The organism is Inquilinus limosus DSM 16000 (genome assembly GCF_000423185.1).
Classification (GTDB): domain Bacteria; phylum Pseudomonadota; class Alphaproteobacteria; order DSM-16000; family Inquilinaceae; genus Inquilinus; species Inquilinus limosus.
This window is the reverse complement of the sequence record NZ_AUHM01000001.1, coordinates 258,053-283,419: the sequence shown is the minus strand read 5'-3', so window position 1 is coordinate 283,419 and position 25,367 is coordinate 258,053. Positions and strand designations below refer to the sequence as shown.

The 25,367-nt window shown below is 70.8% G+C and carries 25 protein-coding genes; 15 read left to right on the top strand and 10 right to left on the bottom strand.

The window, feature by feature from the left end; genetic code table 11:
* The first annotated feature begins 35 nt into the window (after nucleotides 1-35).
* Entirely contained in the window at nucleotides 36-242 is a 207-nt protein-coding gene (locus tag G537_RS0101410; RefSeq protein WP_026868600.1) for a hypothetical protein, read from the top strand.
* 170 nt (nucleotides 243-412) lie between these two features.
* Here G537_RS0101410 and G537_RS0101405 read toward each other — a convergent pair whose 3' ends face one another.
* Together G537_RS0101405 and G537_RS0101400 are read right to left on the bottom strand one after the other, a co-directional pair.
* Complete coding sequence (locus G537_RS0101405) at nucleotides 413-1,669, bottom strand: DUF1501 domain-containing protein (protein WP_026868599.1); 1,257 nt, start codon at nucleotides 1,667-1,669, stop codon at nucleotides 413-415.
* 4 nt (nucleotides 1,670-1,673) lie between these two features.
* The gene (locus G537_RS0101400; protein ID WP_026868598.1) at nucleotides 1,674-2,993 is read right to left on the bottom strand and encodes a DUF1800 domain-containing protein; all 1,320 of its coding nucleotides are present in this window, start codon (nucleotides 2,991-2,993) and stop codon (nucleotides 1,674-1,676) included.
* Between the two features lie 177 nt (nucleotides 2,994-3,170).
* Between G537_RS0101400 and G537_RS0101395 the strand changes: the two genes are divergently transcribed.
* Nucleotides 3,171-5,591: a transketolase gene (locus tag G537_RS0101395; protein WP_081688510.1), complete on the top strand. Its 2,421-nt coding sequence runs from the start codon at nucleotides 3,171-3,173 to the stop codon at nucleotides 5,589-5,591.
* A gap of 4 nt (nucleotides 5,592-5,595) precedes the next feature.
* Here the strand turns inward: G537_RS0101395 and G537_RS0101390 are convergent, their stop codons facing one another.
* The gene (locus G537_RS0101390; protein ID WP_026868596.1) at nucleotides 5,596-6,375 is read right to left on the bottom strand and encodes a 2-keto-4-pentenoate hydratase; all 780 of its coding nucleotides are present in this window, start codon (nucleotides 6,373-6,375) and stop codon (nucleotides 5,596-5,598) included.
* A gap of 66 nt (nucleotides 6,376-6,441) precedes the next feature.
* Between G537_RS0101390 and G537_RS0101385 the strand changes: the two genes are divergently transcribed.
* The 7 genes from G537_RS0101385 (at nucleotide 6,442) to G537_RS0101355 (ending at nucleotide 12,449) form a co-directional block, all read left to right on the top strand.
* On the top strand, nucleotides 6,442-7,194 hold the full coding sequence (locus G537_RS0101385; RefSeq protein ID WP_026868595.1) for an SDR family oxidoreductase: 753 nt from the start codon (nucleotides 6,442-6,444) through the stop codon (nucleotides 7,192-7,194).
* Between the two features lie 49 nt (nucleotides 7,195-7,243).
* Nucleotides 7,244-8,017 (top strand): FadR/GntR family transcriptional regulator, encoded by a 774-nt coding sequence (locus G537_RS35835; protein ID WP_051247630.1) that lies wholly within the window; start codon nucleotides 7,244-7,246, stop codon nucleotides 8,015-8,017.
* Nucleotides 8,018-8,140: 123 nt separating this feature from the next.
* The gene (locus G537_RS0101375) at nucleotides 8,141-9,139 is read left to right on the top strand and encodes a Bug family tripartite tricarboxylate transporter substrate binding protein (RefSeq protein WP_026868594.1); all 999 of its coding nucleotides are present in this window, start codon (nucleotides 8,141-8,143) and stop codon (nucleotides 9,137-9,139) included.
* Between the two features lie 22 nt (nucleotides 9,140-9,161).
* Entirely contained in the window at nucleotides 9,162-10,181 is a 1,020-nt protein-coding gene (locus tag G537_RS0101370; protein WP_026868593.1) for an aldo/keto reductase, read from the top strand.
* Between the two features lie 36 nt (nucleotides 10,182-10,217).
* Nucleotides 10,218-11,141, top strand: a complete 924-nt coding sequence (locus G537_RS0101365; protein ID WP_026868592.1) for a sugar kinase — start codon at nucleotides 10,218-10,220, stop codon at nucleotides 11,139-11,141.
* Nucleotides 11,142-11,313: 172 nt separating this feature from the next.
* Nucleotides 11,314-11,946: a bifunctional 4-hydroxy-2-oxoglutarate aldolase/2-dehydro-3-deoxy-phosphogluconate aldolase gene (gene eda / locus G537_RS0101360; protein WP_026868591.1), complete on the top strand. Its 633-nt coding sequence runs from the start codon at nucleotides 11,314-11,316 to the stop codon at nucleotides 11,944-11,946.
* Nucleotides 11,943-12,449: a GNAT family N-acetyltransferase gene (locus tag G537_RS0101355; RefSeq protein WP_026868590.1), complete on the top strand. Its 507-nt coding sequence runs from the start codon at nucleotides 11,943-11,945 to the stop codon at nucleotides 12,447-12,449. The genes eda and G537_RS0101355 overlap by 4 nt, the downstream gene beginning before the upstream one ends.
* A gap of 104 nt (nucleotides 12,450-12,553) precedes the next feature.
* On the opposite strand, the gene pgmG is transcribed toward G537_RS0101355, so the two are convergent.
* The 7 genes from pgmG to G537_RS0101320 form a co-directional block, all read right to left on the bottom strand.
* Nucleotides 12,554-13,945 carry a phosphoglucomutase/phosphomannomutase PgmG gene (gene pgmG / locus G537_RS0101350; RefSeq protein WP_026868589.1) on the bottom strand — a complete coding sequence of 464 codons (1,392 nt, stop codon included), beginning with the start codon at nucleotides 13,943-13,945 and terminating at the stop codon, nucleotides 12,554-12,556.
* Between the two features lie 35 nt (nucleotides 13,946-13,980).
* Entirely contained in the window at nucleotides 13,981-15,303 is a 1,323-nt protein-coding gene (locus G537_RS0101345; protein ID WP_026868588.1) for a UDP-glucose dehydrogenase family protein, read from the bottom strand.
* Nucleotides 15,304-15,345: 42 nt separating this feature from the next.
* Nucleotides 15,346-16,215 (bottom strand): UTP--glucose-1-phosphate uridylyltransferase GalU, encoded by an 870-nt coding sequence (gene galU / locus G537_RS0101340; RefSeq protein ID WP_026868587.1) that lies wholly within the window; start codon nucleotides 16,213-16,215, stop codon nucleotides 15,346-15,348.
* 134 nt (nucleotides 16,216-16,349) lie between these two features.
* Nucleotides 16,350-16,922, bottom strand: a complete 573-nt coding sequence (locus G537_RS0101335; RefSeq protein WP_026868586.1) for a hypothetical protein — start codon at nucleotides 16,920-16,922, stop codon at nucleotides 16,350-16,352.
* 32 nt (nucleotides 16,923-16,954) lie between these two features.
* Nucleotides 16,955-17,848, bottom strand: a complete 894-nt coding sequence (gene hslO, locus G537_RS0101330) for an Hsp33 family molecular chaperone HslO (RefSeq protein WP_034850335.1) — start codon at nucleotides 17,846-17,848, stop codon at nucleotides 16,955-16,957.
* Nucleotides 17,849-17,850: 2 nt separating this feature from the next.
* Nucleotides 17,851-18,771: an ornithine carbamoyltransferase gene (gene argF / locus G537_RS0101325; protein WP_026868584.1), complete on the bottom strand. Its 921-nt coding sequence runs from the start codon at nucleotides 18,769-18,771 to the stop codon at nucleotides 17,851-17,853.
* A 257-nt stretch (nucleotides 18,772-19,028) separates the two neighbouring features.
* A complete protein-coding gene (locus G537_RS0101320; RefSeq protein ID WP_026868583.1) occupies nucleotides 19,029-20,219 on the bottom strand; it encodes an aspartate aminotransferase family protein in 1,191 nt (396 codons plus the stop codon).
* Nucleotides 20,220-20,417: 198 nt separating this feature from the next.
* Here G537_RS0101320 and rpmI point away from each other — a divergent pair, with 198 nt between their 5' ends.
* From rpmI to G537_RS44585, 6 genes are all read left to right on the top strand, one after another.
* Nucleotides 20,418-20,618 carry a 50S ribosomal protein L35 gene (gene rpmI / locus G537_RS0101315; RefSeq protein WP_026868582.1) on the top strand — a complete coding sequence of 67 codons (201 nt, stop codon included), beginning with the start codon at nucleotides 20,418-20,420 and terminating at the stop codon, nucleotides 20,616-20,618.
* A gap of 18 nt (nucleotides 20,619-20,636) precedes the next feature.
* Nucleotides 20,637-21,002, top strand: a complete 366-nt coding sequence (gene rplT, locus G537_RS0101310) for a 50S ribosomal protein L20 (RefSeq protein WP_026868581.1) — start codon at nucleotides 20,637-20,639, stop codon at nucleotides 21,000-21,002.
* Nucleotides 21,003-21,123: 121 nt separating this feature from the next.
* The gene (gene pheS / locus G537_RS0101305; RefSeq protein ID WP_026868580.1) at nucleotides 21,124-22,200 is read left to right on the top strand and encodes a phenylalanine--tRNA ligase subunit alpha; all 1,077 of its coding nucleotides are present in this window, start codon (nucleotides 21,124-21,126) and stop codon (nucleotides 22,198-22,200) included.
* A 28-nt stretch (nucleotides 22,201-22,228) separates the two neighbouring features.
* A complete protein-coding gene (gene pheT, locus G537_RS0101300) occupies nucleotides 22,229-24,631 on the top strand; it encodes a phenylalanine--tRNA ligase subunit beta (RefSeq protein WP_026868579.1) in 2,403 nt (800 codons plus the stop codon).
* Nucleotides 24,632-24,694: 63 nt separating this feature from the next.
* Nucleotides 24,695-24,952, top strand: a complete 258-nt coding sequence (locus tag G537_RS0101295; RefSeq protein WP_245578860.1) for a type II toxin-antitoxin system prevent-host-death family antitoxin — start codon at nucleotides 24,695-24,697, stop codon at nucleotides 24,950-24,952.
* Nucleotides 24,953-25,168: 216 nt separating this feature from the next.
* Complete coding sequence (locus G537_RS44585) at nucleotides 25,169-25,363, top strand: hypothetical protein (RefSeq protein WP_051247629.1); 195 nt, start codon at nucleotides 25,169-25,171, stop codon at nucleotides 25,361-25,363.
* The last annotated feature ends 4 nt before the right edge of the window (nucleotides 25,364-25,367 follow it).

The following is a 25,367-nucleotide window of genomic DNA, read 5'->3' as shown; positions in this document are numbered from 1 at the left end:
GCAACCCGCCGGCGCGGCGATCCGAGGAGGGAACCATGCCGCAGCTTCGACCCGACGACCTGTCCGCCGACGAGAAGGATGCGCTGGGACGCATCCACCGCCATGAGCCCGGCGTCGCCGACCATGTGCGCCTGGCCCTGCAGGCCCGCGGCCTGGTCGAGGAGCGGCAGGGCAAATGGGCGCTGACCAATGACGGCAGCGTCCTCCTCGCCGCCATCGGGCTGGGCAAGCTGGATGAATAGCGGGTCTTTCACCAGCCCTCGTTATTGAGAACCCATGACCCTTGTCGTCATGGCGAGGCGCGGAGCGCCGTGGCCATCCAGGGCCGGTGCGAGCAGCCCTGGATGGCCGCGCCCCTTCGGGGCTCGCCATGACGATGATGAATATCGGTCGCTCATAACGGGAACTGGCACTACGCCCGCCTGACCAGCTCCCGCATCGGCGCCGCCTCGGCGCTGCCGGGGAAGACGACGCGGGTCAGCGCGTCCTCCGGCAGGCCGAGATGGTCGCGGAACACGCCCTTGGCCACGGCGCGCAGGTCGGTGGTCGGGGCCAGGTCGCGGCCCTGGTACAGCCTGTCCGTCGCCAGCCCGGGCCAGTCGGTCAGCACCCGGCCGCCATGCACCGCGCCGCCGGCCAGGAAGGCGACCGAGGCGGTGCCGTGGTCGGTGCCGCCGGAGCCGTTGACCGCGGCGGTGCGGCCGAACTCCGTCACCGTCAGGATCGCGGTCTGCTGCCAGGCATCGCCCAGCCCGTCGCGCAGCGCCTGCAGCGTGGCGGCATAGGCGGCCAGCAGCCGGTCCAGCCGCCTGGCCTGCTGCACATGGGTGTCCCAGCCATACAGCTCCATCACCGCGATGCGCGAACCCTTGGGGTCGGCCAGGAACCGGCCGGCGGCCTCGGCCAGCTGCAGGTCGGCGCCGGCTGCGGCCCGCGCCGTCCCGCCCTTCGCCGCCATGTCGCCGGGTATGGCGGCGCCGGCAGGCCCGGCTGAACCGCTGGTCCGCATCGTCTCCTGGATCCGCCGGCCATAGGCGGTGGTGTCCAGCCCGGCGGAATAGGCCGCGTGCAGCGCCGGATCCCGGGCGTACAGGCTGGCGACTAGGTCGGGGAAGCCGGGCGGCAGCACCGACGGACGGGCCGGCAGCCAGGAGGTGACCGGCGTCGATCCCCGCAGCACCAGCGGGATCTCCTCCGTGAAGGCGATGCCGAAGCGCCGGTCGGTGGCGCCGATCAGGCCCAGCGTGCGGTTCAGCCAGCCGTCGCGGGTGCCGTCCAGCCGCGGCGCGCCGGTCTCCAGCAGGTCCTGGCCGTCGAAATGCGACCGCTCGCGATACGGCGAGGCCACGGCGTGCAGGGGCAGGAAGCTGCCCTCGGCGTACCAGTCCTTCAGCGGCGCCAGCGCCGGATGCAGGGCGAAGCGCCCGTCCAGGTCGACCATGCCACCGTCCTGGCCGGGGTCGGGCGGAGCCAGGGCGCCGCGCAGCGCGCGATGGTCCGGATCGGCATAGGGCGGCACCGCGGCCAGGCCGTCGAGGGCGCCGCGCAGGATCACCAGCACGAAGCGCTGCTCGATCGGCGCCTTGGCCAGCAGCAGCCTGGCCGGCAGCACCGTCGCCGCGGCGGTGGCCGCGAAACCGCCGAGAAGATGGCGTCGGGTCAGCTCCATCCTCTCATCTCCTCTGGAATTCGGGGCTCAGCAGCGCCAGGGCGATGCCCTCGCGCTGGCTCGGCGCGCCCATCAGCACGCCCCTGGTGTTGTCCGACAGGCCCGGGCCCAGCAGCGCCTCGGCGAAGGGCAGGGGCGACTGGTCGGCCACCAGGCGGGGGATCACCTGATAGCTCCATTCGATCCGCTGCATCACCAGCTCCGGCGCCAGCCAGTCGGATTCATGGTCCGACCAGCCCTGCGGCGACGGCGCGTTGTAGATCTGCTGCCCCAGCCGGCGGGTCCAGTTCACCGCCGCGACATCGGCGTCGTCGGCGCCGAAGCCGCGCAGGGCCGAGGCCACCAGCTCCATCGGCGTCTTGAACTTCCGCGGCTCCGGCGCCCAGGCCTCCGGGCTGTCGACCAGCGCCTCGGACACCGCGGCCAGGTCGCCGCCGGTGTCCTGGAAGGTCCGGGCCAGGCGGTCCACCGCGGCCTCCGGCGGGTCGTCGGCGATGAAGTGGCGGGCCAGCTGGGTGGCGATATGCCGGGCGGTGGCCGGATGGGCGGCCAGCGCGTCGAGCGCCGCCTCGCCCTCGTCCTGGCCGGCCTCCGGATAGGTCTTGCCCAGGAAGGTCTTCGGCCCGGGCTCGTGGCCGGTCGGGCGGAAGGCGAAGACCGTGCCGGGCGGGTCCTTGGCGCGGCCGGGCGTCCAGCCGGTCAGGATCATCGCCAGCGCCCGCACATCGGCCTGGGTGTAGCCGCCGTCGACGCCCAGCGTGTGCAGCTCCATCAGCTCCCGCCCCAGATTCTCGTTCAGGCCCAGCCCGGCCTGCTTCCCGCCCTTCGAGTTCGGCCCGACCGAGCGGGCGTTGTCGAGATAGAACAGCATCGCCGGGTGCTTCACCACCGCGCCCAGCAGGTCGCGGAACCGGCCGGTGGCATGGGGGCGGATCGCCTCGTTCTCATAGGCGCCGGCGAAGGGGACGACGTAGTTCTGGGCATAGGAGACGGTGAAGTGGTTGGTCCAGAACTTGACCAGCCGCTCGCGGAACGGCGTGTCGGCGGCCACCGCCGAGCGGATATGGGCGATGCGGTCGCGGTCGCGCAACGCGATCGCCTCCTGCTGATGCGCCTTGCGGGTGTCCATCTCGGGCGCGGTCCGCACCGCGATCAGGACGGCCAGCCCGGCCCGGGTCATCGGCAGGTCGCCGGCGGGCGCGGCCGGCTGGCGGATCTGCGCCCGCAGCCAGGCCTTCGGGTTGTCGGCGATGGTCTCCAGCTCGCCCGGCCGGGCGCCGAAGCCGAAACGGTTGGCGGCGATCGCCGCTTCGACGAGAGACATGGCTTCTCCGTCTCCGCTTCCGAACGGTCGACCCCCTCCCGGCCCCTGCACGGCGCGGCGGCGGGATTCCGTCGGCCGGCGTCGTTGCGGGGGCAGCGCGCCGGCGTTGCGTCCGGCTCACTGACGTGCTCCTTAAGGTATAGGGTCTGATCCGTGGCAGGGCGAGGACGTCGGGCGATGGGGACGGTTGGTCGCAGGGTGCGGGATGCGCGCATCGAGGCCGAAGGCGCGGCGGAGGCCGATCGGCTGCGCCTGCTGAAGGCGCTGGAGAAGAAGATCCTCTGGCTGTCCGCCTGGACGATCCACAACGCCAACCACCTGCGGCCCAATCCGGACGGGCTCAAGGTCGGCGGGCACCAGGCCTCCTCGGCGTCGCTGGTCACGGTGATGACCGCGCTCTATCTCGACGTCCTGCGGCCGCGGGACCGGGTGGCGGTGAAGCCGCATGCCAGCCCGGTGTTCCACGCCATCCAGTACCTGCTGGGCCAGCAGACGCGCGAGAACCTGGAGAACTTCCGCTCGCTCGGCGGGGCCCAGTCCTACCCGTCGCGCACCAAGGACGCGGACGACGTCGACTTCTCCACCGGCTCGGTCGGGCTCGGCGTCGCCATGACGCTGTTCGCCTCGATCGCGCAGGATTATGTCGCGCTGAAGGAATGGGGCCGCGAGGCCAAGACCGGCGGCCGCATGGTGGCCCTCCTGGGTGATGCCGAGCTGGACGAGGGCAACATCTACGAGGCCCTGCTGGAGGGCTGGAAGCACGACGTCCGCAACGTCTGGTGGGTGGTCGACTACAACCGCCAGAGCCTCGATTCGATCGTCACCGAGCGGCTCTTCGCCCGCATCGACAAGCTGTTCGAGAACATGGGCTGGCGGGTCGTCACCCTGAAATACGGCCGGCTGCTGGAAGCCGCGTTCCGCGGCCCGGGCGGGGACGCTCTGCGGCGCTGGATCGACGAATGCCCGAACCCGCTCTACTCCGCCCTGGTCTATCAGGGCGGCGCGGCCTGGCGCCGCCAGCTGCTGGCCGATATCGGCGGCGAGCCGGGCATCCCCGAGCTCCTGGCGGATCATGACGACTCGGCGCTGGCCGCGCTGATGACCAATCTCGCCGGCCACGACATGGAGACGGTGCTGGATGCCTTCCACGGCATCGCCGACGACGTGCCGACGGTGTTCATCGCCTACACCATCAAGGGCTTCGGCCTGCCCTTCGCCGGTCACAAGGACAACCATGCCGGGCTGATGAACCCGGAGCAGATGGCCGCCTTCCAGGCCAGCCAGGGCGTGCCCGAGGACCGGGAATGGGAGCCCTTCGCCGGCATGGAGGAGATGGCGGAGGACCTCCGCGCCTTCCTCGCCGCCGCGCCCTTCGTCGCCGAGGGGCGGCGGCGCTACCGGGCCGACCGGATCCCGGTCCCGCGCGACCTCGACTTCACCCGGGCCGAGACCATGTCGACCCAGGAGGGCTTCGGCCGGATTATGGCCGACCTCGCCAAGCGCGAGGACAGGATGGCCGAGCGCGTGGTCACCACCTCTCCCGACGTCACCGTCTCCACCAATCTCGGCGGCTGGGTGAACCGCCGCGGTATCTTCGACCGCCACGTCCGCGCCGACGTGTTCAAGGAGCAGAAGGTGGTCTCGGCCCAGCGCTGGGGCATGTCGCCGGACGGCCAGCATGTCGAGCTCGGCATCGCCGAGAACAACCTGTTCATCAACCTCGCCGCGCTGGGCCTGACCCATTCGCTGTTCGGCGAGCGGCTGCTGCCGGTCGGCACCCTCTACGATCCGTTCATCGCCCGCGGCCTCGATGCCCTGAACTACGCCTGCTACCAGGATGCCCGCTTCATGCTGGTGGCGACGCCGTCCGGCCTGACCCTGGCGCCGGAAGGCGGGGCGCACCAGTCGATCGGCACGCCGCTGATCGGCATGGCCCAGGACGGCCTGGCCAGCTTCGAGCCGGCCTATGTCGACGAGCTGGCGGCGATCATGGCCTGGGGCTTCGACTACATGCAGCGCGACAAGTCGGACCCGGCGGCGGGCGACTGGGTGCGCGACCATGACGGCGGCTCGGTCTATCTGCGCCTGTCGACCCGGCCGCTGGAGCAGCCGCGGCGGGAGATGACCGACGACCTGCGCCGGGCGATCATCGCCGGCGGCTATTGGCTGCGCGAGCCGGCGCCGGGCGCGTCGCTGGCCATCGTCTACACGGGGGCCGTGGCGCCGGAGGCGATCGCCGCCTTCGAGCAGGTGCTGGAGGACATTCCCGGCGCCGGCCTCCTGGCCGTGACCTCGGCCGACCGTCTGAACGCCGGCTGGCATGCCGAGCTGGCGGCGGTGCGCGCCGGCCATGCGGTCGAGCCCTGCCTGGCGCGGCAGCTCCTGGCGCCTCTGGCGCCGGACGCGGCGCTGGTGACGGTGCTGGACGGGCATCCGGCGACGCTGTCCTGGCTCGGCGGCGTGCATGGCCACCGGGTCAAGCCGCTCGGGGTTGAGCATTTCGGCCAGTCCGGCACCATTCCGCAGCTCTACCGCAAATACGGCCTCGACGCCGACGCCATCCTCGACGCCTGCGCCGCGGCCCTGCTGGGGCGATAGGGCTCTACGCTTTCATCTCCACCCGGCCCAGCGCCTCGATCTCGATGGCGACCCGGGCGCCAGGGGCGAGCCACTGGGTCTGCACCAGGCTGCCCAGCAGCACGATCTCGCCGGCCTTGAGGCCCTGGCCGCGGCGGGCCAGCGTCCCGGCCAGCCAGGCCAGGGCGTTCAGCGGGTGGCCCAGCACGTCGCGGCCGTGGCCCTGGCCGGCCTCGACCCCGTCGACCAGCATCCGGCCGGACAGCGCCGCGAGGTCCAGGTCGCGCCAGTCGGCGAGCGGCGGCCCCAGCACGCAGCCGGCCTGGAAGAAGTCGTCGGCCAGCAGGGTCGGCGCGCCGAGCGCGGCGAAATCGGCATAGCGGTCGTCGACCACCTCGATCGCCGGCAGCACTGACTCCACCGCGGCCTCCAGGACGGCGCGGTCGGGCTCGCCCGGCGGCAGGTCGCGCCCGATCCGGACCGCGATCTCGCATTCGACGCCGATCCGGTGATGCGCCGCCGCCGGGAAGCGGCCGGGGCTCGTCTGGGCATTGGCCCGGAAGATGCCGCCCTCGCAGGGCTCCGGGATGCCGAGGAAGCGCTGCATCACCGGGGTGGTGCAGCCGATCTTCCAGCCGATCCGCGGCCCGAGATCGGCGGACAGACGCTCATGCACCGCATCCTGCAGCCGGCGCGCGGCATCGAGGTCGGCCGGGCGCAGCGCCTCCGGCAGGCCCGGAAAGGCACCGGGCCGCAGCCGGTGGCCGGCCAGGATCCCGGCGGCAGTCTGGAGATCGATTGCCATCGCGCACTCCATTGGTCGGGCAATTATCCTCTGCTACGTTCATTCGTCGGACAAGCGGAGGACGCCATGGCTGGGGTGCTGCTCGTCACCGGCTCCGGACGGGGAATCGGCGCCGCCATCGCCCGGCTGGGCGCAGCCCGCGGCTGGAGCGTCGCCGTCAACTACGGGCGGTCGCGCGGCGCGGCGGAGCGGCTGGTGGCGGAGATCGCGGCGGCGGGCGGCGAGGCCGCTTCCTTCGCCGCCGATGTCGGCGACAGCGCCGCAGTGACGGCCATGTTCGCCGAGATCGACCGGGCGCTCGGCCCGGTCACCGCGCTCGTCAACAACGCCGGGGTGATCGGCCCGGTGAGCCGGGTCGACGGCCTGGACGACCCGCAGGCCCTCACCGCGCTCTACGCCACCAACGTCTTCGGCATGTTCTACTGCAGCCGCGAGGCGATCCGCCGGATGTCGCGGCGCCATGGCGGGCCGGGCGGCGTGATCGTCAACATCTCCTCGGTCGCGGCCCGGCACGGCGGGCTGCCGCAGGAGGTGGCCTACGCCTCCTCCAAGGGCGCGGTCGATTCCTTCACCACGGGCCTGGCGCGCGAGGTGGCGGCCGACGGCATCCGCGTCGTCGGCCTGCGCCCGGGCCTGACCGACACCGACATCAACGACGACCATATCGGCGGCAAGACGGTGCTGGGCGCGGTGGCGCCGACCATCCCGATCGGCCGCATCGGCCGGCCGGAGGAGATCGCCGAGGCCGTGCTGTTCCTGCTCTCCGACGCCGCCTCCTACATGACGGCGACCACGATCGACGTGTCCGGAGGGCGCTGAGCAACGATATTTTTGTCAAATCATTGCAACGCGGGAGATTTCGGCGACAATGACCCAGGATCCCAAGAAGGTCGACGACCGCGGCATGAAGAAGAACGGTTATCCCTCCGCCGGCCTGCACGGCCGGGTGGTCCACGATATCGGAGCCCGGATCGTCACCGGCCAGATACCTCCCGGAGATACATTGCCGAGCGAAGGCGAACTGGCCGAGACCTACGGCGCCAGCCGCTCGGCGATCCGCGAGGCGGTCAAGGTCCTGGCCGCCAAGGGGCTGGTCGAGCCGCGCCGCCGCTCCGGCACCCGGGTCAGGCCGCGCGAGGCCTGGAACCTGCTGGACCCCGACATCCTCGGCTGGCATTCGCCCGAGGCGCTGATCCCGAGCTTCCGCCGCGACCTGGTCGAGCTGCGCTGGGCGATCGAGCCGGCGGCGGCGGAGCTGGCGGCGCGCCGGTCGCAGCCCGAGGACCGGGCGCTGATCCAGGAGGCGCTCGACGAGATGGAGAAGGCGGGGGAGGACCCGAACGCCTTCTACAGCGCCGATGTCCGCTTCCACCTCGCGGTCTTCGCCGCCAGCCGCAACGCGCTGATCGAGCGGCTCAGCACCATCCTGGGGCCGCTGCTGACCATGAGCTTCCAGGCGCAGGCGCGGCGCAACCGGGCCTTCCCCCTGGCGGTCGGCGACCACCGGGCGGTCTATGAGAGCATCGCCGCGGGCGACGCCCGGGGAGCGCGCAAGGCGATGCAGTTCATCATGAACCAGAGCGCCCGCGAGCTGGAGGCGGCGAGCCCCGAGACCACGATCGCCGCCGACGCTCCCGCTTGACGCGACCGGCGGCGCGGGTTGCCAGCGCCGCCGTCCTCCGCGACAATCGCGGCCCGCCGCACGGCCCCGGCCGCGCCGGGTCATAACAACGCATCATCGCATGATCGAGGTAGGGGGAGACGCATGACGACGCTGCACGGCCTGGTCCGACGAACCGTCCTGTTGGCGGGCCTGGCGGCCTGTCTGGCGCTGCCGGCCGGGACGGCCCCGGCGGCCGACGCCTTCCCGTCGCGGCCGATCACGCTGGTGGTGCCGTTCGCGGCCGGCGGCTCGACCGACCTGATCGCCCGCCTCGTCGCCGAGAAGATGGGCGCTGATCTCGGCCAGACCGTGATCGTCGAGAACAAGGCGGGGGCCGGCGGCAACATCGGCGCCGCCGCCGTCGCCAAGGCCGACCCCGACGGCTACACCATCCTGATGGGCACCATCGCGACCCACGCGCTGAACCCCGCGGTCATGAAGGAGATGCCCTACGATCCGGTGAAGGACTTCGCGCCGGTGTCGCTGCTGGTGCTGGTGCCCAACGTGCTCGAGGTGCATCCGAGCCTGCCGGTGAACTCGGTGCAGGAGCTGATCGCGCTGCTGAAGTCCAAGCCGGGCGAGTACAGCTACGCCTCCTCCGGCATCGGCACGCCGCTGCACCTGTCGGGCGAGCTGTTCAAGAGCCTCGCCGGTGTCGACATGGTGCACGTGCCCTATCGCGGCGCCGGGCCGGCGCTGAACGACGTTGTGGCGGGCCAGGTGCCGATCATGTTCGACAACCTGCCGTCCTCCACCTCCTTCATCAAGGCGGGCACGCTGCGGGCGCTGGCGATCACCACCAAGACGCGCTCCGCCAGCTTCCCCGACCTGCCGACGATGGAGGAGGCGGGCGTGCCGGGCTACGAGACCTACACCTGGAACGCGCTGTTCGCCCCGGCCGGCACGCCGCAGCCGGTGATCGACCGGCTGAACGCCGCGGCGCTGAAGGCGGTGAAGGACCCGGCGATGCAGCCGCGCCTGGCCGAGCTCAGCGCCACCGTCGTCGGCTCCACCCCGCACGAGCTGGCCCAGCACGTGTCGGCCGAGCTGGCGAAATGGGCGCCGATCGTCGAGGCCTCCGGCGCCGCCGATTCGCAGTGACGAACCGACAGGAGCTCCGCCGATGCCGCTCGACACCCGCCGCCTGGGACGCACCGATCTCGAGGTGACCACGCTGGGCTTCGGCACGGCGGCGCTCGGCGAGCTCTTCGTCAAGGTGCCGGAGCCGCAGGCCCATGCCACGCTGCAGGCGGCCTGGGATGCCGGCATCCGCTATTTCGACACGGCGCCGTGGTACGGGATCGGCCTGGCCGAGCACCGGCTGGGCAGCTTCCTGCACGGCCAGCCGCGCGGCGAGTTCCGGGTCTCCAGCAAGGTCGGGCGCTGGCTCAAGCCCTCACGCGACCCGGAGAACTTCCATTCCGAGAAATGGGCCGGCGGCCTGCCCTTCGACGTCGTCTTCGACTACGGCTATGACGGCATCATGCGGGCCATGGAGCAGATCTGGATGCGGCTGGCCCTGCCGCGGATCGACCTGCTGCTGATCCACGACCTCGACCTGCCGCACCACAAGACCGACGCCCGGGTGCGGGCGCATCTCGACCGGCTCTCCGCCTCCGGCTGGCGGGCGCTGGAGGAGCTGAAATCCGCCGGCGTGGTCGGCGCGGTCGGCGCCGGCATCAACGTCATGGGCATGATCCCGCGGCTGCTCGACGCCGCCGATCTCGACGCCTTCCTGGTGGCGATGCCCTACACGCTGATGGACCAGGAGCCGCTGGAGGCGGAGTTCCCGCTGTGCGAGCGGCACGGCGTCGGCATCGTCATCGGCGGCGTCTTCGCCTCCGGCCTCCTCGCCACCGGTCCGGTCGCCGGCGCCAAGTACAACTACCGCGACGCGACGCCGGAGGAGCTGGAGCGCTGCCGCCGGATCGAGCGGGTCTGCACCGCGCATGGCGTGCCGCTGGCCGCGGCGGCGCTGCAGTTCCCGCTCGGCCATCCGATCGTCGCCTCGGTGATCCCGGGGGCGCTGTCGCCCGACCAGGTCACGCGCAACGTCGAGAATTTCCGCTACCCGATCCCCGCCGGGCTGTGGTCGGATCTGAAATCCGAAAACTTGATTCGCGCCGACGCGCCGACGCCCTGAGCGGGCCCGGCGGTAAGCCGGGAAGGGATTGTGTTCATGCGGGTGGCATCGATCGGCGAGTGCATGATCGAGATCGCGGTGAAGCCGGGCGGTGACGCCCAGCTCTCCAGCGGCGGGGACACGCTGAACACCGCGGTCTACCTGGCCCGCCAGGGCGTCGCGGTCGACTACGTCACCGCCCTGGGCGACGACCCGTACAGCGACGAGATGCTGGCCCGCTGGCAGGCGGAAGGGGTGGGAACCGAACTGGTGCCGCGCCTGCCCGGCCGGGTGCCCGGCCTCTACATGATCCGCACCGACGACAAGGGCGAGCGCAGCTTCCACTACTGGCGCGACCGGGCGCCGGCGCGCGAGGTGTTCGAGCTGCCCGGCGCGGGCGAGCTGGCCGAGACGCTGGCCGGCTACGACCTGCTCTACTTCTCCGGCATCACCCTGTCGCTCTACAGCGACCGCGGCCGCGACGCCTTCCACGCGGCGCTGTCGGCGGCCAAGGCCAAGGGCGCCCGCATCGCCTTCGACGGCAACTACCGGCCGCGCGGCTGGCCCGACAAGGCCAAGGCGCAGGCCGTGTTCGAGCGGTTCCTGGCGCTCGCCACCCATGCCCTGCCGACCTTCGACGACGAGCAGGCGCTGTTCGGCGACGCGGATCCGCAGGCCACCATCGCCCGGCTGCGCGGCACCGGCGTCGGCGAGATCGTGGTGAAATGCGGCGGCGACGGCTGCCATATCGCCACGGCCGAGGGCATCGTGTCCGTGCCGGTGCCGCAGGTGGTGACCCCGGTCGACACCACCGCGGCCGGCGACAGCTTCAACGCCGGCTACCTGGCCGGCCGCTTCGCCGGGCTGGATCCGGCGGCGGCAGCGCTGCGCGGCCACCGCCTGGCCGCCGCGGTGATCGGCCATCGCGGCGCCGTGGTGCCGCGCGACGCCATGCCGGATTTCGCGGGCGGCCCTGCCTGACCAAGGGCCGCTGGGTGGATACCGTCCTCCTTTTTGCCTCTCCCGCGTGGCGGGAGAGGCAACGCGTATTGCTCGCGATTCTCCGCAACTCGGGGCGTATGACTCTCGTCCGGGCACCGCAATTTGCTATGGTGCGGCGCAACCGAATGACCGCTGACCGATCGAGATTGCCATGACCGTCGACGCCATCATCGCCCGCGCCCCGATCATCCCTGTGCTGACCGTCGAGACGGTGGAGGCGGCGGTGCCGCTGGCCCGCGCCCTGGTCGATGGCGGCCTGCCGGTGCTGGAGGTGACGCTGCGCACCAAGGCCGCCATCGACGTCATCGCCGCCATGGCGGCGGAGGTGCCGGAGGCGATCGTCGGCGCCGGCACGGTGCTGTCCCCCGCCGATCTCGACGCCGCGCGCCGCGCCGGCGCCGTCTTCGGTGTCAGCCCCGGCCTGACCCCGGCCCTGGCGCGGGCGGCGGAGGGCTTTCCCTTCCTGCCCGGCGCGGTGACGCCGTCGGAGATCATGGCGGCGCGCGACCTCGGCTACGGCGTGCTCAAATTCTTCCCGGCCGAGATCTATGGCGGCCAGTCGGCGCTGGCGGCGCTGGCCGGCCCCTTCGCCGGCATGCGCTTCTGCCCGACCGGCGGCGTCCGCGAATCGAACCTGCGGGCCTATCTGGCGCTGCCGAACGTGGCCGTGGTCGGCGGCACCTGGATCGCCGGCAAGGCCGAGGTGGCGGCCGGCGACTGGGCCGCGGTCACCGCCCGCGCCCGCCGCGCCGTGGCCATCTCCCGCGGCGAGGAGGAGGCGTGACGGAGAGGCCGGCCTTCACGCTGCGCGCCAGCCGGGCGACAGACGCGCCCGGTATAGCCGAGTTGCACAACCAGCCGCGCTTCCGCTGGGGCACGCTGCGGCCGCCCTTTCCGACTATGGAGACGGTGCAGAAGTGGCTGGCCGACCGCTCGCCCGACGACGTGCACATCGTCGCCGAGGCGGAAGGCCGGATCATCGGCGATGCGGGGCTGCACCGCGGCAAGGGCCGTCGGGCCCATTCGGCGGCGATCGGCATGGGCGTGCATGACGACTTCGCCGGCCGCGGCGTCGGCTCGGCATTGATGGCGGCGCTGATCGACACGGCCGACAACTGGCTGGACCTGAAGCGGCTCGAGCTCACGGTCTGGACCGACAACGAGCCGGCGCTGGCGCTGTACCGGAAGTTCGGCTTCGTCGAGGAAGGCCGGCTGCGCGCCTATGCCTATCGCGACGGCGCCTATGTCGACGCGCTGGCCATGGCCCGGCTGCGGGGAATCGGGTAGTTCGGCGCTACCCCTTTCTGTCATGCCCGGGCTTGACCCGGGCATCCAGAGAGCGTCGGCATTCCTGGATTGCCGGGTCAAGCCCGGCAATGACAGGGTAGGGATCAGTGGGCCGAAGCCGTAAAGCTCGGCTCGGACAGGCCGCTCTGCTTCAGCTGGTCGACGATCTGGGCCTTCAGCCGCTCCAGCCCGGCCTCGTCGGCGCTCTCGGCCCGCGCCACCAGCACGTCCTGGGTGTTCGAAGCGCGCAGCAGCCACCAGCCGTCCGGCGTGGTCACCCGGGCGCCGTCGATGTCGTTGACCTCGGCGCCGGCCTTGCGCAGCCGCTCCAGCACCTCGGTGATCACCGCGAATTTCCGGCTCTCATCGACCTGGAAGCGCACCTCGGGGGTGGAGACAGTGCTCGGGAAGCTGTCGCGCAGCGCCGCCAGCGTGCCGCCGCTGCGGCTGACCTGGGCCACCAGGCGCACGCCGCAATAGAGCGCGTCGTCGAAGCCGTACCACTTGTCGGCGAAGAAGATGTGGCCCGACATCTCGCCGGCCAGCGGCGACTTCACCTCCGCCATCTTCGCCTTGATCAGCGAATGGCCGGTCTTCCACATGAGCGGCGTGCCGCCCAGCTTCGCGATCGCGTCGAACACCGTCTTGCTGGTCTTGACGTCGGCGATCACGGTGCCGCCGGGGTACCGCGGCAGCACGTCGATGGCGTAGACCGCCACCAGCATGTCGCCGGGGATGATGCGGCCCTGGCCGTCGATGGCGCCGATGCGGTCGGCGTCGCCGTCGAAAGCGATGCCGAGATCGGCCCCGACCTCGGCCACCTTGGCCTGCAGCGCCACCAGGTTCTCCGGGATGGTCGGATCCGGATGGTGGTTGGGGAAGCGGCCGTCGATCTCGTCGAACAGCAGGACATGCCGGCCCGGCAGCTTCGCCGTCAGCCGGCGCAGCACCTCGCCGGCGGCGCCGTTGCCGGCGTCCCAGACCACGGTCAGCCCGCGGGTCCCGTCATAGTCGCGCAGCAGCCGCTCGACATAGAGGTCGCGCAGGTCGAGGTCGCGGACCGTGCCCTCGCCCGTCTCCAGGTCGCCCGCCGCGGCGATGCGGCCGATCTCCTGGATCTGGTCGCCATAGACCGCGCCGGAGCGCAGCACCATCTTGATGCCGTTGTAGTCCGGCGGGTTGTGCGACCCGGTGACCATCACCCCGGCATCGGCGTCCAGGTGCTTCTGCGCGAAATACAGCATCGGCGTCGGGCCCAGGCCGACGCGCACCACCTCGAGCCCGGTCGAGGCCAGGCCCCGGACCAGCGCCGCCTCCAGCTCCGGCGAGCTCAGCCGGCCGTCATAGCCGACCGCCACCTGCCTGCCGCCCTTGCGCCGGACGATGGTGCCGAAGGCGGCGCCGACCGCCTGGTAGTCGACGGCGGCCAGCGTCTTCCCGATGACGCCGCGGATGTCGTATTCGCGCAGGACCGTGGGGTGGAAGCTGTGGCTCATGATACGGGCGTGTTCCTCGGACGGGTCTTGAAAGCTCAGGCGGCCGAGCCCGGAACCGGGCGGCCGATGCTGTGATAACGGAAGCCGGCCGCTTCCATATCCGCCGGCTTGTAGACGTTGCGCAGGTCGACGAAGACCGGGCCGCCCATCAGCTTGAACATCCGCGCGGGGTCGAGGGCGCGGAACTCGTTCCATTCGGTCAGTACCACGGCGCCGTCGGCGCCGCGCAGCGCCTCATAGGCGCCGGTCGCATAGTCGATGTCGGTCAGCAGCTTGCGCGCCTCCTTCATCGCCGCCGGGTCGTAGGCGCGGATCCGGGCCCCGGCCTGCTGCAGCGCCGGCACCACGGTCAGGCTGGGGGCGTCGCGCATGTCGTCGGTGTTCTGCTTGAAGGCGAGGCCAAGGACGGCGACGGTCTTGCCGGCGATGTCGCCGTCGAAGGCGGCGACCACGCGCTGCGCCATCTCGGCCTTGCGCGCCTCGTTGACGTCGATCACGGTCTCGATCAGGCGCTGGCGCGCCCCGGCCTCGCGCGCGGTCTGGACGAAGGCCAGCGTGTCCTTCGGGAAGCAGGACCCGCCATAGCCCGGCCCGGGATGCAGGAACTTCGGCCCGATGCGCTTGTCCAGGCCGATCGCCCGGGCGACGTCGTGGACGTTGGCCCCGACCTCCTCGCACAGGTTGGCGACCTCGTTGATGAAGGTCACCTTCATCGCCAGGAAGCTGTTGGCGGCGTATTTGATCAGCTCCGCCGTCTCCAGCGCCGTGGTCACGATCGGCCGCTCGATCAGGTACAGCGGCCGGTAGATGTCGGACAGCACCTTCCGGGCGCGCTCGCCATCGGTGCCGATCACCACCCGGTCGGGCAGCATGAAGTCGCCGATCGCCGAGCCCTCGCGCAGGAATTCGGGGTTGGAGGCGATGTCGAAATCGGCGTCCGGCCGGGCCCGGCGGATCACCTCGGCGACCTTGCGGCCGGTGCCGACCGGCACCGTCGACTTGGTGACGACGACGGCATAGCCGGTCAGCGCCCGGGCGATCTCCTCGGCCGCGGCGAAGACGTAGGACAGGTCGGCATGGCCGTCGCCGCGCCGGCTCGGCGTGCCGACGGCGATGAACACCGCATCGGCGCCGTCGACCGCCGACGCCAGGTCGGTGGTGAAGGAAAGGCGCCCCGCCGCGGCATTCTTCGCCACCAGCGCGTCGAGGCCCGGCTCGTAGATCGGCATCTCGTTGCGCTTGAGCTGCTCGACCCGGCCGGCGTCCTTGTCGACGCAGATGACGTCATGGCCGAATTCGGAAAGGCAGGCGCCGGAGACGAGGCCGACATAACCGCTTCCGATCATCGCGATGCGCATGGGGGCGCGTACTCCAAGGTTCCGCCGGTCGGGCCGGCCGGGTCACAGATAGCGGGAAACGGCCTCGCGCAGCGCGGCGGACAGGTCCGGCCGGTCGAGCCCATAGGCCAGGTTGGCGGCGATGAAGCCGACCTTGTCGCCGCAATCGAAGCGGTCACCTTCGAAGCGCACGCCATGGAAGGGCTGGCTGCCGATCAGCCGGGCCATCGCGTCGGTCAGCTGGATCTCGCCGCCGGCGCCGCGCTCCTGCCGGTCGAGATGCCCGAACACCTCCGGCTGCAGGATGTAGCGGCCGACGATCGACAGGTCCGACGGCGCCTCCTCCGGCTTCGGCTTCTCGACCAGGCCGGTGACCTCGGCCACCGTGCCGTCGTCCTTGCCGATCGCCAGGATGCCATAGCGCGAGGTCAGCTCCTTCGGCACCTCGCGCACCGCGATCATGTTGCCGCCATGCGCCTCGTAGGCCTTCACCATCTGGGCCAGCAGCGGGGTCCGGCACTTGAAGATCTCGTCCGGCAGCAGCACGGCGAAGGGCCGGTCGCCGACCAGATGGCGGGCGCACCACACGGCATGGCCGAGGCCCAGAGGCTGGGCCTGGCGGACGAAGCTGAACTGGCCGGGCGGCAGCTCGGCGTCGCGCGCCGCCTTCAGCTGCTCCGGCTTCTTGCGCGCCTCCAGCGTGGCGTACAGCTCGGCATGCTCGTCGAAATGGTCCTCCAGCGCCGTCTTGCCGCGGCTGGAGACGAAGATGAACTCCTCGATCCCCGCGGCCTTGGCCTCCTCGACGGCGTATTGCAGCACCGGCTTGTCGACGACGCAGAGCATTTCCTTCGGCACCGCCTTGGTGGCGGGCAGCGACCGGGTGCCGAGGCCTGCGACGGGGAAGACGGCGACCTTGAGAGATGCAGACATGAATGCCTTCTCTGAAACTCGGGACACCCGGTATGAACGCTTCACGTCCCGCCTTGTGCCACAGAGCGAAGCGAAAGGGAAATCAGCCAGAGTCTAGGCCGGTTCACCCAGTCGGAGGAGGCGGTCGGGCGTCACTAGGGCAGTACCAGCGGCGCCAGATACTGCCGGATATTGGCCTCGAACTGACGGTCGAAGTCGTTCATCCCGTCCTGCAGCAATGCGCCCTCGGCCCGGGCCTGGTCGGCGACGCTGGAGCCGTCGGTCAGGGTGGTCGAGCGCTCGACCTTCACATCGGCATAGCCGCCGGTGGTGTTGCCGACCGGGCCGACCTCGAGCCGGGCGGTCAGCCGCAGGGTCAGCTTCAGCGCCGGCTGGTCGCGGAACAGCGAGGTCAGCCCGCCCTGCGTCGCCAGGGTCTCGCGGGTCAGGCTGGCCTCCTGGATGATCAGCTGCGCGGCGCCGGCGCCGCCGGCAGCCTGCAGCCGGGCGGCGCCCCAGCTGCGGATCGCCGCGGCCGGGCTCTGCGCTGCCTGAACGGCAGACGGCACCGAGCGGTCGACCGTGTCGATGCGGGCGACATTCAGCCGGATCGGCGACCGGCCGGCGAAGCTCACCGGCGCGACATTGCCCAGCTCCGGGCCGCCGCAGGCGCCGAGCAGCAGAAGGGCGGCGCCGGCCAGCAGGCTGCGACGATTGAAAGTGGGCATCGGATCCTCCGGTCGGGTGAGAGCCTGGGCCCTCAGGCGGCGTAGAGCGCCGCGAGCTGCTCCCGGTCGAAATCGTACCGGGTGTTGCAGAACTCGCAGGCGACCTCGACCCGGCCGTCGACGGCCAGGCTCTCGATCTCCGCCTTCGGCATGGACTTCAGCATCGACGCCACCCGCTCGCGCGAGCAGCGGCAGGCGAAGCGCATCGGCTGGGTCGGGAAGACCCGCACCCCATCCTCGTTGTACAGGCGGTACAGCAGCGCCTCGCCGGACAGGGCCGGCTCGGTCAGTTCGGCGTCGGTGGCGGAGCCGAGCAGCACCATGGCCCGCCGCCAATCGTCCTCGCGGTCGGTCGGAACCTGCTTCTCGGGATCGGGCAGGCGCTGCAGCATGATGCCGCCGCCGCGCCAGCCCTTCTCGCCGTGCCGGACGGCGGAGCGCAGCCCGGCCTGCAACTGCTCCGACTGTCGGAAATAGTGCTGGGCGCATTCCCACAGCGTCTCACCCGACAGCTCGACGATACCCTGGTAGCGCTCGGTGTTCCCGCCCTGGTCGACGGTGAAGGCGAGATAGCCCTTGCCCAGCAGGGCAGGCACCGTGGTGGCGGTGCCGGTCAGCCGGGCCTCGTCGAACATGGCGTTGGCGCGGACCGCGCCGTCGGTGGTGACATCGGCCACCACCAGCCGCACCGGCCCGTCGCCCTTCACCTGCAGGGTGAAGACGCCGTCGTATTTGAGCGCGCTGGCCAGGAGGGCGGTCAGCACCACCGTCTCGGCCAGCAGATGGGCGACTGGTTCGGGATAGGTGTGGCGGCCGAGGATGTCGTCGAGCAGCGGGCCGAACCGGACCAGCCGACCGCGCAGCCCCGACGCCTCGATCTGGAAGGGGAGGACGAGGTCGTCGCCCCCCATCTGCATCGATGCCATGCTCACATCGCTCCCAGGCACCACAAGAGGATGCCCTTCTGGGCGTGCAGGCGGTTCTCCGCCTCGTCCCAGACCACGGATTGCGGGCCGTCGATCACCCCGTCCGTCACCTCCTCGCCGCGATGCGCCGGCAGGCAGTGCATGAACAGGGCGTCCGGCTTGGCCTGCGCCATCAGCCGCTCGTCGACCTGATAGGGCCGCAGCAGGTTGTGGCGCGACGGCGCGTCCTTGTCGCCCATCGACACCCAGGTGTCGGTGACCACCAGGTCGGCGCCGCGCACCGTGGTCTCCGGATCGGTGCCGACCGAGACGCGGGCGCCCTGGCGGTGCGCCCACTGGATCAGGTCGGCCGGCGGCGACAGCTCGTCCGGGCAGGCGAGGCGCAGCTCGAAGTCGAACATGCCGGCGGCGCGGATCCAGGACCGGGCGACGTTGTTGCCGTCGCCCGACCAGGCGGCGACGCGGCCGGCGATCGGCCCGCGCTTCTCCTCGAAGGTCATCACGTCGGCCATCAGCTGGCACGGATGGGTCTCGTCGGTCAGGCCGTTGATCACCGGCACCGTCGCGTTCTCGGCCATCTCGCGCAGCCGGTCCTCGTCCGAGGTCCGCAGCATGATCACATCGACATAACGCGACAGCACCCGCGCCGTGTCCCCGATGGTCTCGCCGCGGCCGAGCTGGATCTCGGTGCCGGTCAGCATCACCACCTCGCCGCCGAGCTGGCGCATCCCGACCTCGAAGGAGACGCGGGTGCGAGTCGACGGCTTCTCGAAGATCAGCGCCAGGGTGCGCCCGGCCAGCGGCTTCGACCGGTCGCCGCGCGGGTCGGTGCGCTTGAGGTCGATCGACCGGTCGATGATCTGCCGCAGGTCCGCCTTCGACAGGTGATGCAGATCGGTGAAGTGCCGGACGCTAGCCCGCATTTCTCAGACTCCTTGCGCCCTGCGTCGTCTTGCGGTGAGTCGAATGTGGGCGCGGGCCGCGAAGAGCGTATCGGGACATACGGTCGAGCGGCCCGCGCCCGCAGGCGGCCGCCGCAAGACGACCCTTCGGGCCGTCGCCAGACGCCGACATGGTGCGTCGAGCGGCTTGCGCGATGTCCCACATCGCGCGGCGCCGCTCTCCTGCCCTGTCGGCGTCTGGCGACGGCGCAGGGCACAACGAGTCTGAGAAATGCGGGCTAACCATGGGCCGCCGCCTTCACCGCCCGGGCGGCGAACACCTTGTCGAGGATCGCGATGGCCTCGGCGATCTCCGCCGCGCCGATCGTCAGCGGCGGCAGGATGCGGATGACGTTCTCGCCGGCGCCGACGGTCAGCAGGCCGGCGGCGCGCAGCTCGGGGACCAGCTCGTCGCTCGGCTGCACGCATTTCAGGCCCAGCATCAGCCCCATGCCGCGCACCTCCTCCAGCACCGTCGGGTGCCGGGCGACCAGCGCCTCCAGCTCGGCCTTCAGCTGCCGGCCGGTGCGCTCGACCCCTTCGAAGAAGCCGTCGGCCAGGACGATGTCGAGCACCGCGTTGCCCACCGCCGTGGCCAGCGGGTTGCCGGCATAGGTCGAGCCGTGGGTGCCCGGGGTCATGCCGCACGCCGCCTCCTCGGTCGCCAGAAAGGCGCCGAGCGGGAAGCCGCCGCCGATGCCCTTGGCGACGCACATCACATCCGGCGTGATCCCGGCCCATTCATGGGCGAAGAACTTGCCGGTCCGGCCGTAGCCGCACTGGATCTCGTCGAAGAACAGCAGCAGGCCGAACTCGTCGCAGATGCGGCGCAGCTCGCGCAGATACTCCGGCGTCGCCGCCTTGATGCCGCCCTCGCCGACGATCGGCTCGATGCAGATCGCCGCGGTCTCGTCGGTGATCGCCGCGCGCAGCTCGTTCAGGTTGCCCCAGGCGACCTGGTCGAAGCCCTCGACCAAGGGGCCGAAGCCCTTGATCAGCTTCTCGCCCTTGGCGGCCGAGATCGCGGCCAGCGTGCGGCCGTGGAACGAGCTGGTGACGGTGATGATCCGCCAGCGCTTCGGGTTGCCGCGGGTGTAGTGGTACTTGCGCACCAGCTTGGTCGCGCCTTCCCAGGCCTCGGCGCCGGAATTGGTGAAGAACACCGTGTCGGCGAAGGTGGCGTCGACCAGCCGCTGGGCCAGGCGCTCGCCCTCCGGGATCCGGTACAGGTTCGAGGTGTGCCACAGCCTGGCGCCCTGCTCCTGCAGGGTCTTCACCAGATGCGGGTGGCAGTGGCCCAGCGCCACGACCGCGATCCCCGCCGCGAAGTCCAGGTATCGTCGCCCGTCCGTCCCGAACAGATACGCCCCTTCGCCCCGCTCGAAGGCGAGGTCGGCACGCGCATAGGTCGGCATGACAGCGGGAATCATGGACAGGCTCGCTGAGAGTGAGTCTCGGTCAGAGTCTCGTGGTTGCGGGAAGGAGGCGACTAAGCCCAGTTTATGCGGCGCTTGTCAACGCGCGCGGGGGCCGTTATAACGCGCGCTCCTTCGGGCGGCGAGGCCGGGGTCCGAACCCCGGGGCATGCCCAACCGCCCATTCATCGTCTTCCTTCGGAAGGACCCGAAATGCCCAAGATGAAGACCCATTCGAGCGCCAAGAAGCGCTTCCGGCTGACCGCCTCCGGCAAGGTCCGCTTCAACTCCGCCTATCGCCGCCACCGCCTGCTGACCAAGACCAAGGCGGCCAAGGAGCGGAACCAGGGCACCAAGATCATGTGCGACGCCGACGCGACGAAGGTGAAGCGCTATCTCCTGGTCAACGGCTGAGCAGAGGAGCGCTGAGAGATGGCACGAGTTTCCCGCGGCGTCACCAGCCACGCCCGCCACAAGAAGATCCTCAAGCTCGCCAAGGGCTATCGCGGCCGCGCTTCGACCAACTATCGCATCGCGATCGAGAAGGTCGAGAAGGCGCTGCGCTATGCGTATCGCGACCGGCGCAACAAGAAGCGCGACTTCCGCGGCCTGTGGATCCAGCGCATCAACGCCGGCGTGCGCGAGCACGGCCTGACCTATTCGAAGTTCATGCACGGCATCAAGCTGGCCGGCATCGACATCGACCGGAAGGTCATGTCCGACATCGCCACGCGCGAGCCGGAATCGTTTAAGGCCTTGGTCGAACAGGCCCAGGCCGCGCTGAAGAACGCCGCTTGATCCGCTCCCGCTCCGGCGGGACTGGACAGAGCGAAGAGAAGCGGGGGTCGGGCCTGTGGCTCGGCCCCTTTTTTCATGGCCGTGGGACGGCCACCGGGACGACCATCGGGGAATTGCGGCGATGGAACAGGTAGAGACGCTGAAGCGCGAGGTGGCCGAGGCGGTGGCCAAGGCCCAGGATCTGGCGGCCCTGGACGCCGTGCGGGTCGCGGCGCTGGGCAAGAAGGGCAGCCTGACCGCGCTGATGGCGGGGCTGCGCGACCTCGACCCCGAGGCGCGCAAGGCCTTCGGCGCGGCCCTGAACGTGGCGAAGGACGAGATCACCGCGCTGCTCGACGCCCGCAAGGCGGAGCTGGAGCGGGCGGCGCTCGACGCCCGCCTGGCGCGCGAGACGGTCGACGTCACCCTGCCGGTGCGGCCGGAGCGGACCGGCCGGATCCACCCGATCAGCCAGACCCGGGACGAGATGGTGGCGATCTTCGCCGAGATGGGCTTCACCGTCGCCGAGGGTCCGGACATCGAGGACGATTGGCACAACTTCACCGCCCTCAACATCCCGCCGGAGCATCCGGCGCGGCAGATGCACGACACCTTCTATCTGCCGGACCGGCCGGACGGGAAGGCGGCGGTGCTGCGCACCCACACCTCGCCGGTGCAGATCCGCACCATGCTGTCCCAGAAGCCGCCGATCCGGATCGTCGCGCCGGGCCGCACCTTCCGCTCGGACTACGACCAGACCCACACCCCGATGTTCCATCAGATCGAGGGGCTGGTGATCGACGAGTCCACGCATATGGGCCATCTGCGCGGCTGCATCCTCGAATTCTGCCGCGCCTTCTTCGACGTGCCCGACCTGCCGGTGCGCTTCCGCCCCAGCTTCTTCCCCTTCACCGAGCCCTCGGCCGAGGTCGATATCGGCTGCTCGCGCAAGGGCGGGGAACTGAAGCTGGGCAACTACGGCGACTGGCTGGAGATCATGGGCTGCGGCATGGTCCATCCGAAGGTGCTGGAAGCCTGCGGCATCGATTCCAGCCGCTACCAGGGCTTCGCCTTCGGCATGGGGATCGAGCGCCCGGCGATGCTGAAATACGGCATCCCCGACCTGCGCACCTTCTTCGAGGCCGATCTGCGCTGGCTGAAGCATTACGGCTTCGTGCCGCTCGACGTACCTTCGCTGGCCACCGGCCTGACCCGCTAGTCCCGCCCGCCGCATCGAGACCGCGACCATGAAGCTGACCCTGTCCTGGCTCAAGGACCATCTCGACACCACGGCGTCTCTGGGCGAGATCACCGACGCGCTGACCAGCCTCGGCCTCGAGGTCGACGGCGTCGAGGACCCCGCCGCCGCCCTGGCGCCCTTCACCATCGCCTATGTGAAGTCGGCGGTGCAGCACCCGAACGCCGACCGGCTGCGGGTCTGCATCGTCGACACCGGCAAGGGCGAGGTGCAGGTGGTGTGCGGCGCGCCCAACGCCCGTACCGGCATGAAGGGCGTGTTCGCCCCGGCCGGCTCCTACATCCCCGGCACCAAGGTCGATCTCAAGGCCGGGACGATCCGCGGCGAGGCCTCGAACGGCATGCTGGTGTCGGAGCGGGAGCTCGGCCTGTCGGACGAGCATGACGGCATCATCGAGCTGCCGGACGACGCGCCGCTCGGCGCCTCCTTCGCCGCCTGGCGCGGCCTCGACGACCCGGTGATCGAGATCGGCCTGACCCCGGACCGGGGCGACTGCGCCGGCATCCGCGGCATCGCCCGCGACCTCGCCGCCGCCGGGCTCGGCACGCTGAAGCCGCTCGACGAGGTGCCGGTGGCGGGCAGCTTCAAGACCGACCTGACCGTCGACCTCGACTTCCCGGCCGAGGCCGCCTCGGCCTGTCCGATGTTCGTCGCCCGGGTGTTCCGCGGGGTGAAGAACGGCCCCAGCCCGGCCTGGCTGCAGGCGCGGCTGAAGGCGATCGGCCTCCGGCCGATCTCGACGCTGGTCGACATCACCAACTTCTTCACCTTCGACCGCAACCGGCCGCTGCACGTCTTCGACGCCGGCAAGGTCCACGGCGGGCTGCGGCTGCGCCTGTCGCGGGGCGGCGAGACGCTGGAGGCGCTGAACGACAAGACCTACACGCTCGGCGCCGGCGTCACCGTGATCGAGGACGACACCGGCCCGCTCAGCCTCGGCGGCATCATGGGCGGGAAGTCCACCGGCGTGGGGGACGACACCACCGAGGTGATCCTGGAGGCCGCTCTGTTCGATCCGGTGCGCACCGCCCTGTCCGGACGGTCGCTGGGCATCAGCAGCGATGCCCGCTACCGCTTCGAGCGCGGCGTCGACCCGGCAGCGGTGGTCGCCGGGATCGAGCAGGCGACCCGCATGATCCTGGATCTCTGCGGCGGCGAGGCCTCGCAGCTGGTGGTCGCCGGGCGCGAGCCGGATTGGCGCCGCACCCTGACGCTGCGGCCCGGCCGGGTCGAGAGCCTGGGCGGCGTCGCCGTGCCGCGCGACCGGCAGAAGGATATCCTCTCGGCGCTGGGCTTCGGCATCTCCGACGGCGCCGATGATGTGATCCAGGCGGCGGTGCCGTCCTGGCGCGGCGACGTGGAGGGCGAGGCCGACCTGGTGGAGGAGGTGCTGCGGGTCAACGGCTACGACGCCATCCCGGCGGTGCCGCTGCCGAAGCCGACGGCGCTGACCCAGCCGGCGCTCAGCCCGGCGCAGAAGGCGCGCGAGCTGGTGCGGCGCACCCTCGCCGCCCGCGGCCTGGACGAGGCGGTGACCTGGTCCTTCATGGACGGGCGCGACGCCGGCTGGTTCGGCTTCCAGAACAGCGGGCTGAAGCTGCTAAACCCGATCGCCTCGGACCTCGACACGATGCGGCCCTCGGTGCTTCCGAACCTGATCCGGGCCGCCGGCCGCAACGCCGCGCGCGGCCTGCCCGACGCGGCTCTGTTCGAGATCGGCCCGGCCTATCGCGACGCCACCGAGACCGGCCAGGCCATGGTCGCCGCCGCGGTTCGCGCGGGGCTCAGCGGTCCGCGCCACTGGGCGCAGCCGCCGCGGCCGGTCGACGTGTTCGACGCCAAGGCCGATGCGATTGCGGCGCTGGAGGCGGCGGGCGCCCCGGTGGCCAATCTCCAGGTCTCGACCGACGCGCCGGACTGGTACCACCCGGGCCGCTCCGGCTGCCTGCGGCTGGGACCGACGGTGCTGGCCCATTTCGGCGAACTGCACCCGGCGGTGCTGGCGGCGCTGGTGGTTGACGGGCCGGTGGTCGGCTGCGAGGTCTTCCTCGACGCCGTGCCGCAGCCGAAGAAGAAGGCGGGCACGGCCAAGCCGCTGCTGAAGCTGGCCGCCTTCCAGCCGGTGGTACGGGACTTCGCCTTCGTCGTCGACGAGGCGGTGCCGGCCGACCGCATCCTCAAGGCGGCGAAGGGGGCGGACAAGGCGCTGGTCGCCGATGTCGCCCTGTTCGACGTCTATCGCGGCCCGGGCGTGCCGGAAGGCCGCAAGTCGCTGGCCTTGGCGGTGACGCTGCAGCCGGTCGAGTCGACCCTGACCGACGAGGCGATCGAAGCGGTGGGCCAGAAGATCGTCGCCGCGGTCGAGAAGCAGGGCGGCACGCTGCGGGGGTAGGGGGCGGATTGCGAGATTGCTGCTATTGCTGTATTTTGCAGCAATCGCAGCATGAGGCCTTTCGTGTCGTCCTATTCCACCAGTGATCTGTCCCGCAAGTCCGGTGACATCATCGCCGAGGCGCTGCGGCGCCCGGTGACGATCACCCAGCGCAGCAAGCCGCGCCTCGTCCTGATGAATATCGAGGACTACGAGAAGCTGGTCCGCGCGGCGGACCCGCGCCGCGTCTACCGGACCGATCAGGTCCCGGATGAAATCCGGGACCTTCTGCTCCCCGCGCTGAACGAGATCCTCGAGGGGAAGGACGATGACGGCCCTTAGATCCGGCCTACTGATCCAGTATCCGTATCTCTGGGCCCGACAGCGCGACGCCGGTGAAACCGAAGGTCGCAAGCATCGTCCCTGCTGCTTGGTCGTGCCGCGCCTCGACCCGGCGAGCGGGAAAACCGTTCTGATTCTCCTGCCGGTGAGCACGCTCGCGCCAGGGCCAGATCAGCAGGCCATAGCAATTCCGGAAATCGAGCGTCGTCGCGCTGGTTGGCCGGCTGGAAATCGGGCTGGGTCTACGTCAGCGAGTTCAACTACGACGTTGCGGAGATCTCATTCTACTACGAGCCCGGCACCGGGCCGATTGGTGCTTTCAGCCAGAGATTCCTGAAGCTCGTCGTGTCCGAACTCCGGGCCTCCCTCACCGAGCGTCGGTCAGGCAAGGTCGACCGCACCCGCGAGTAGCAGT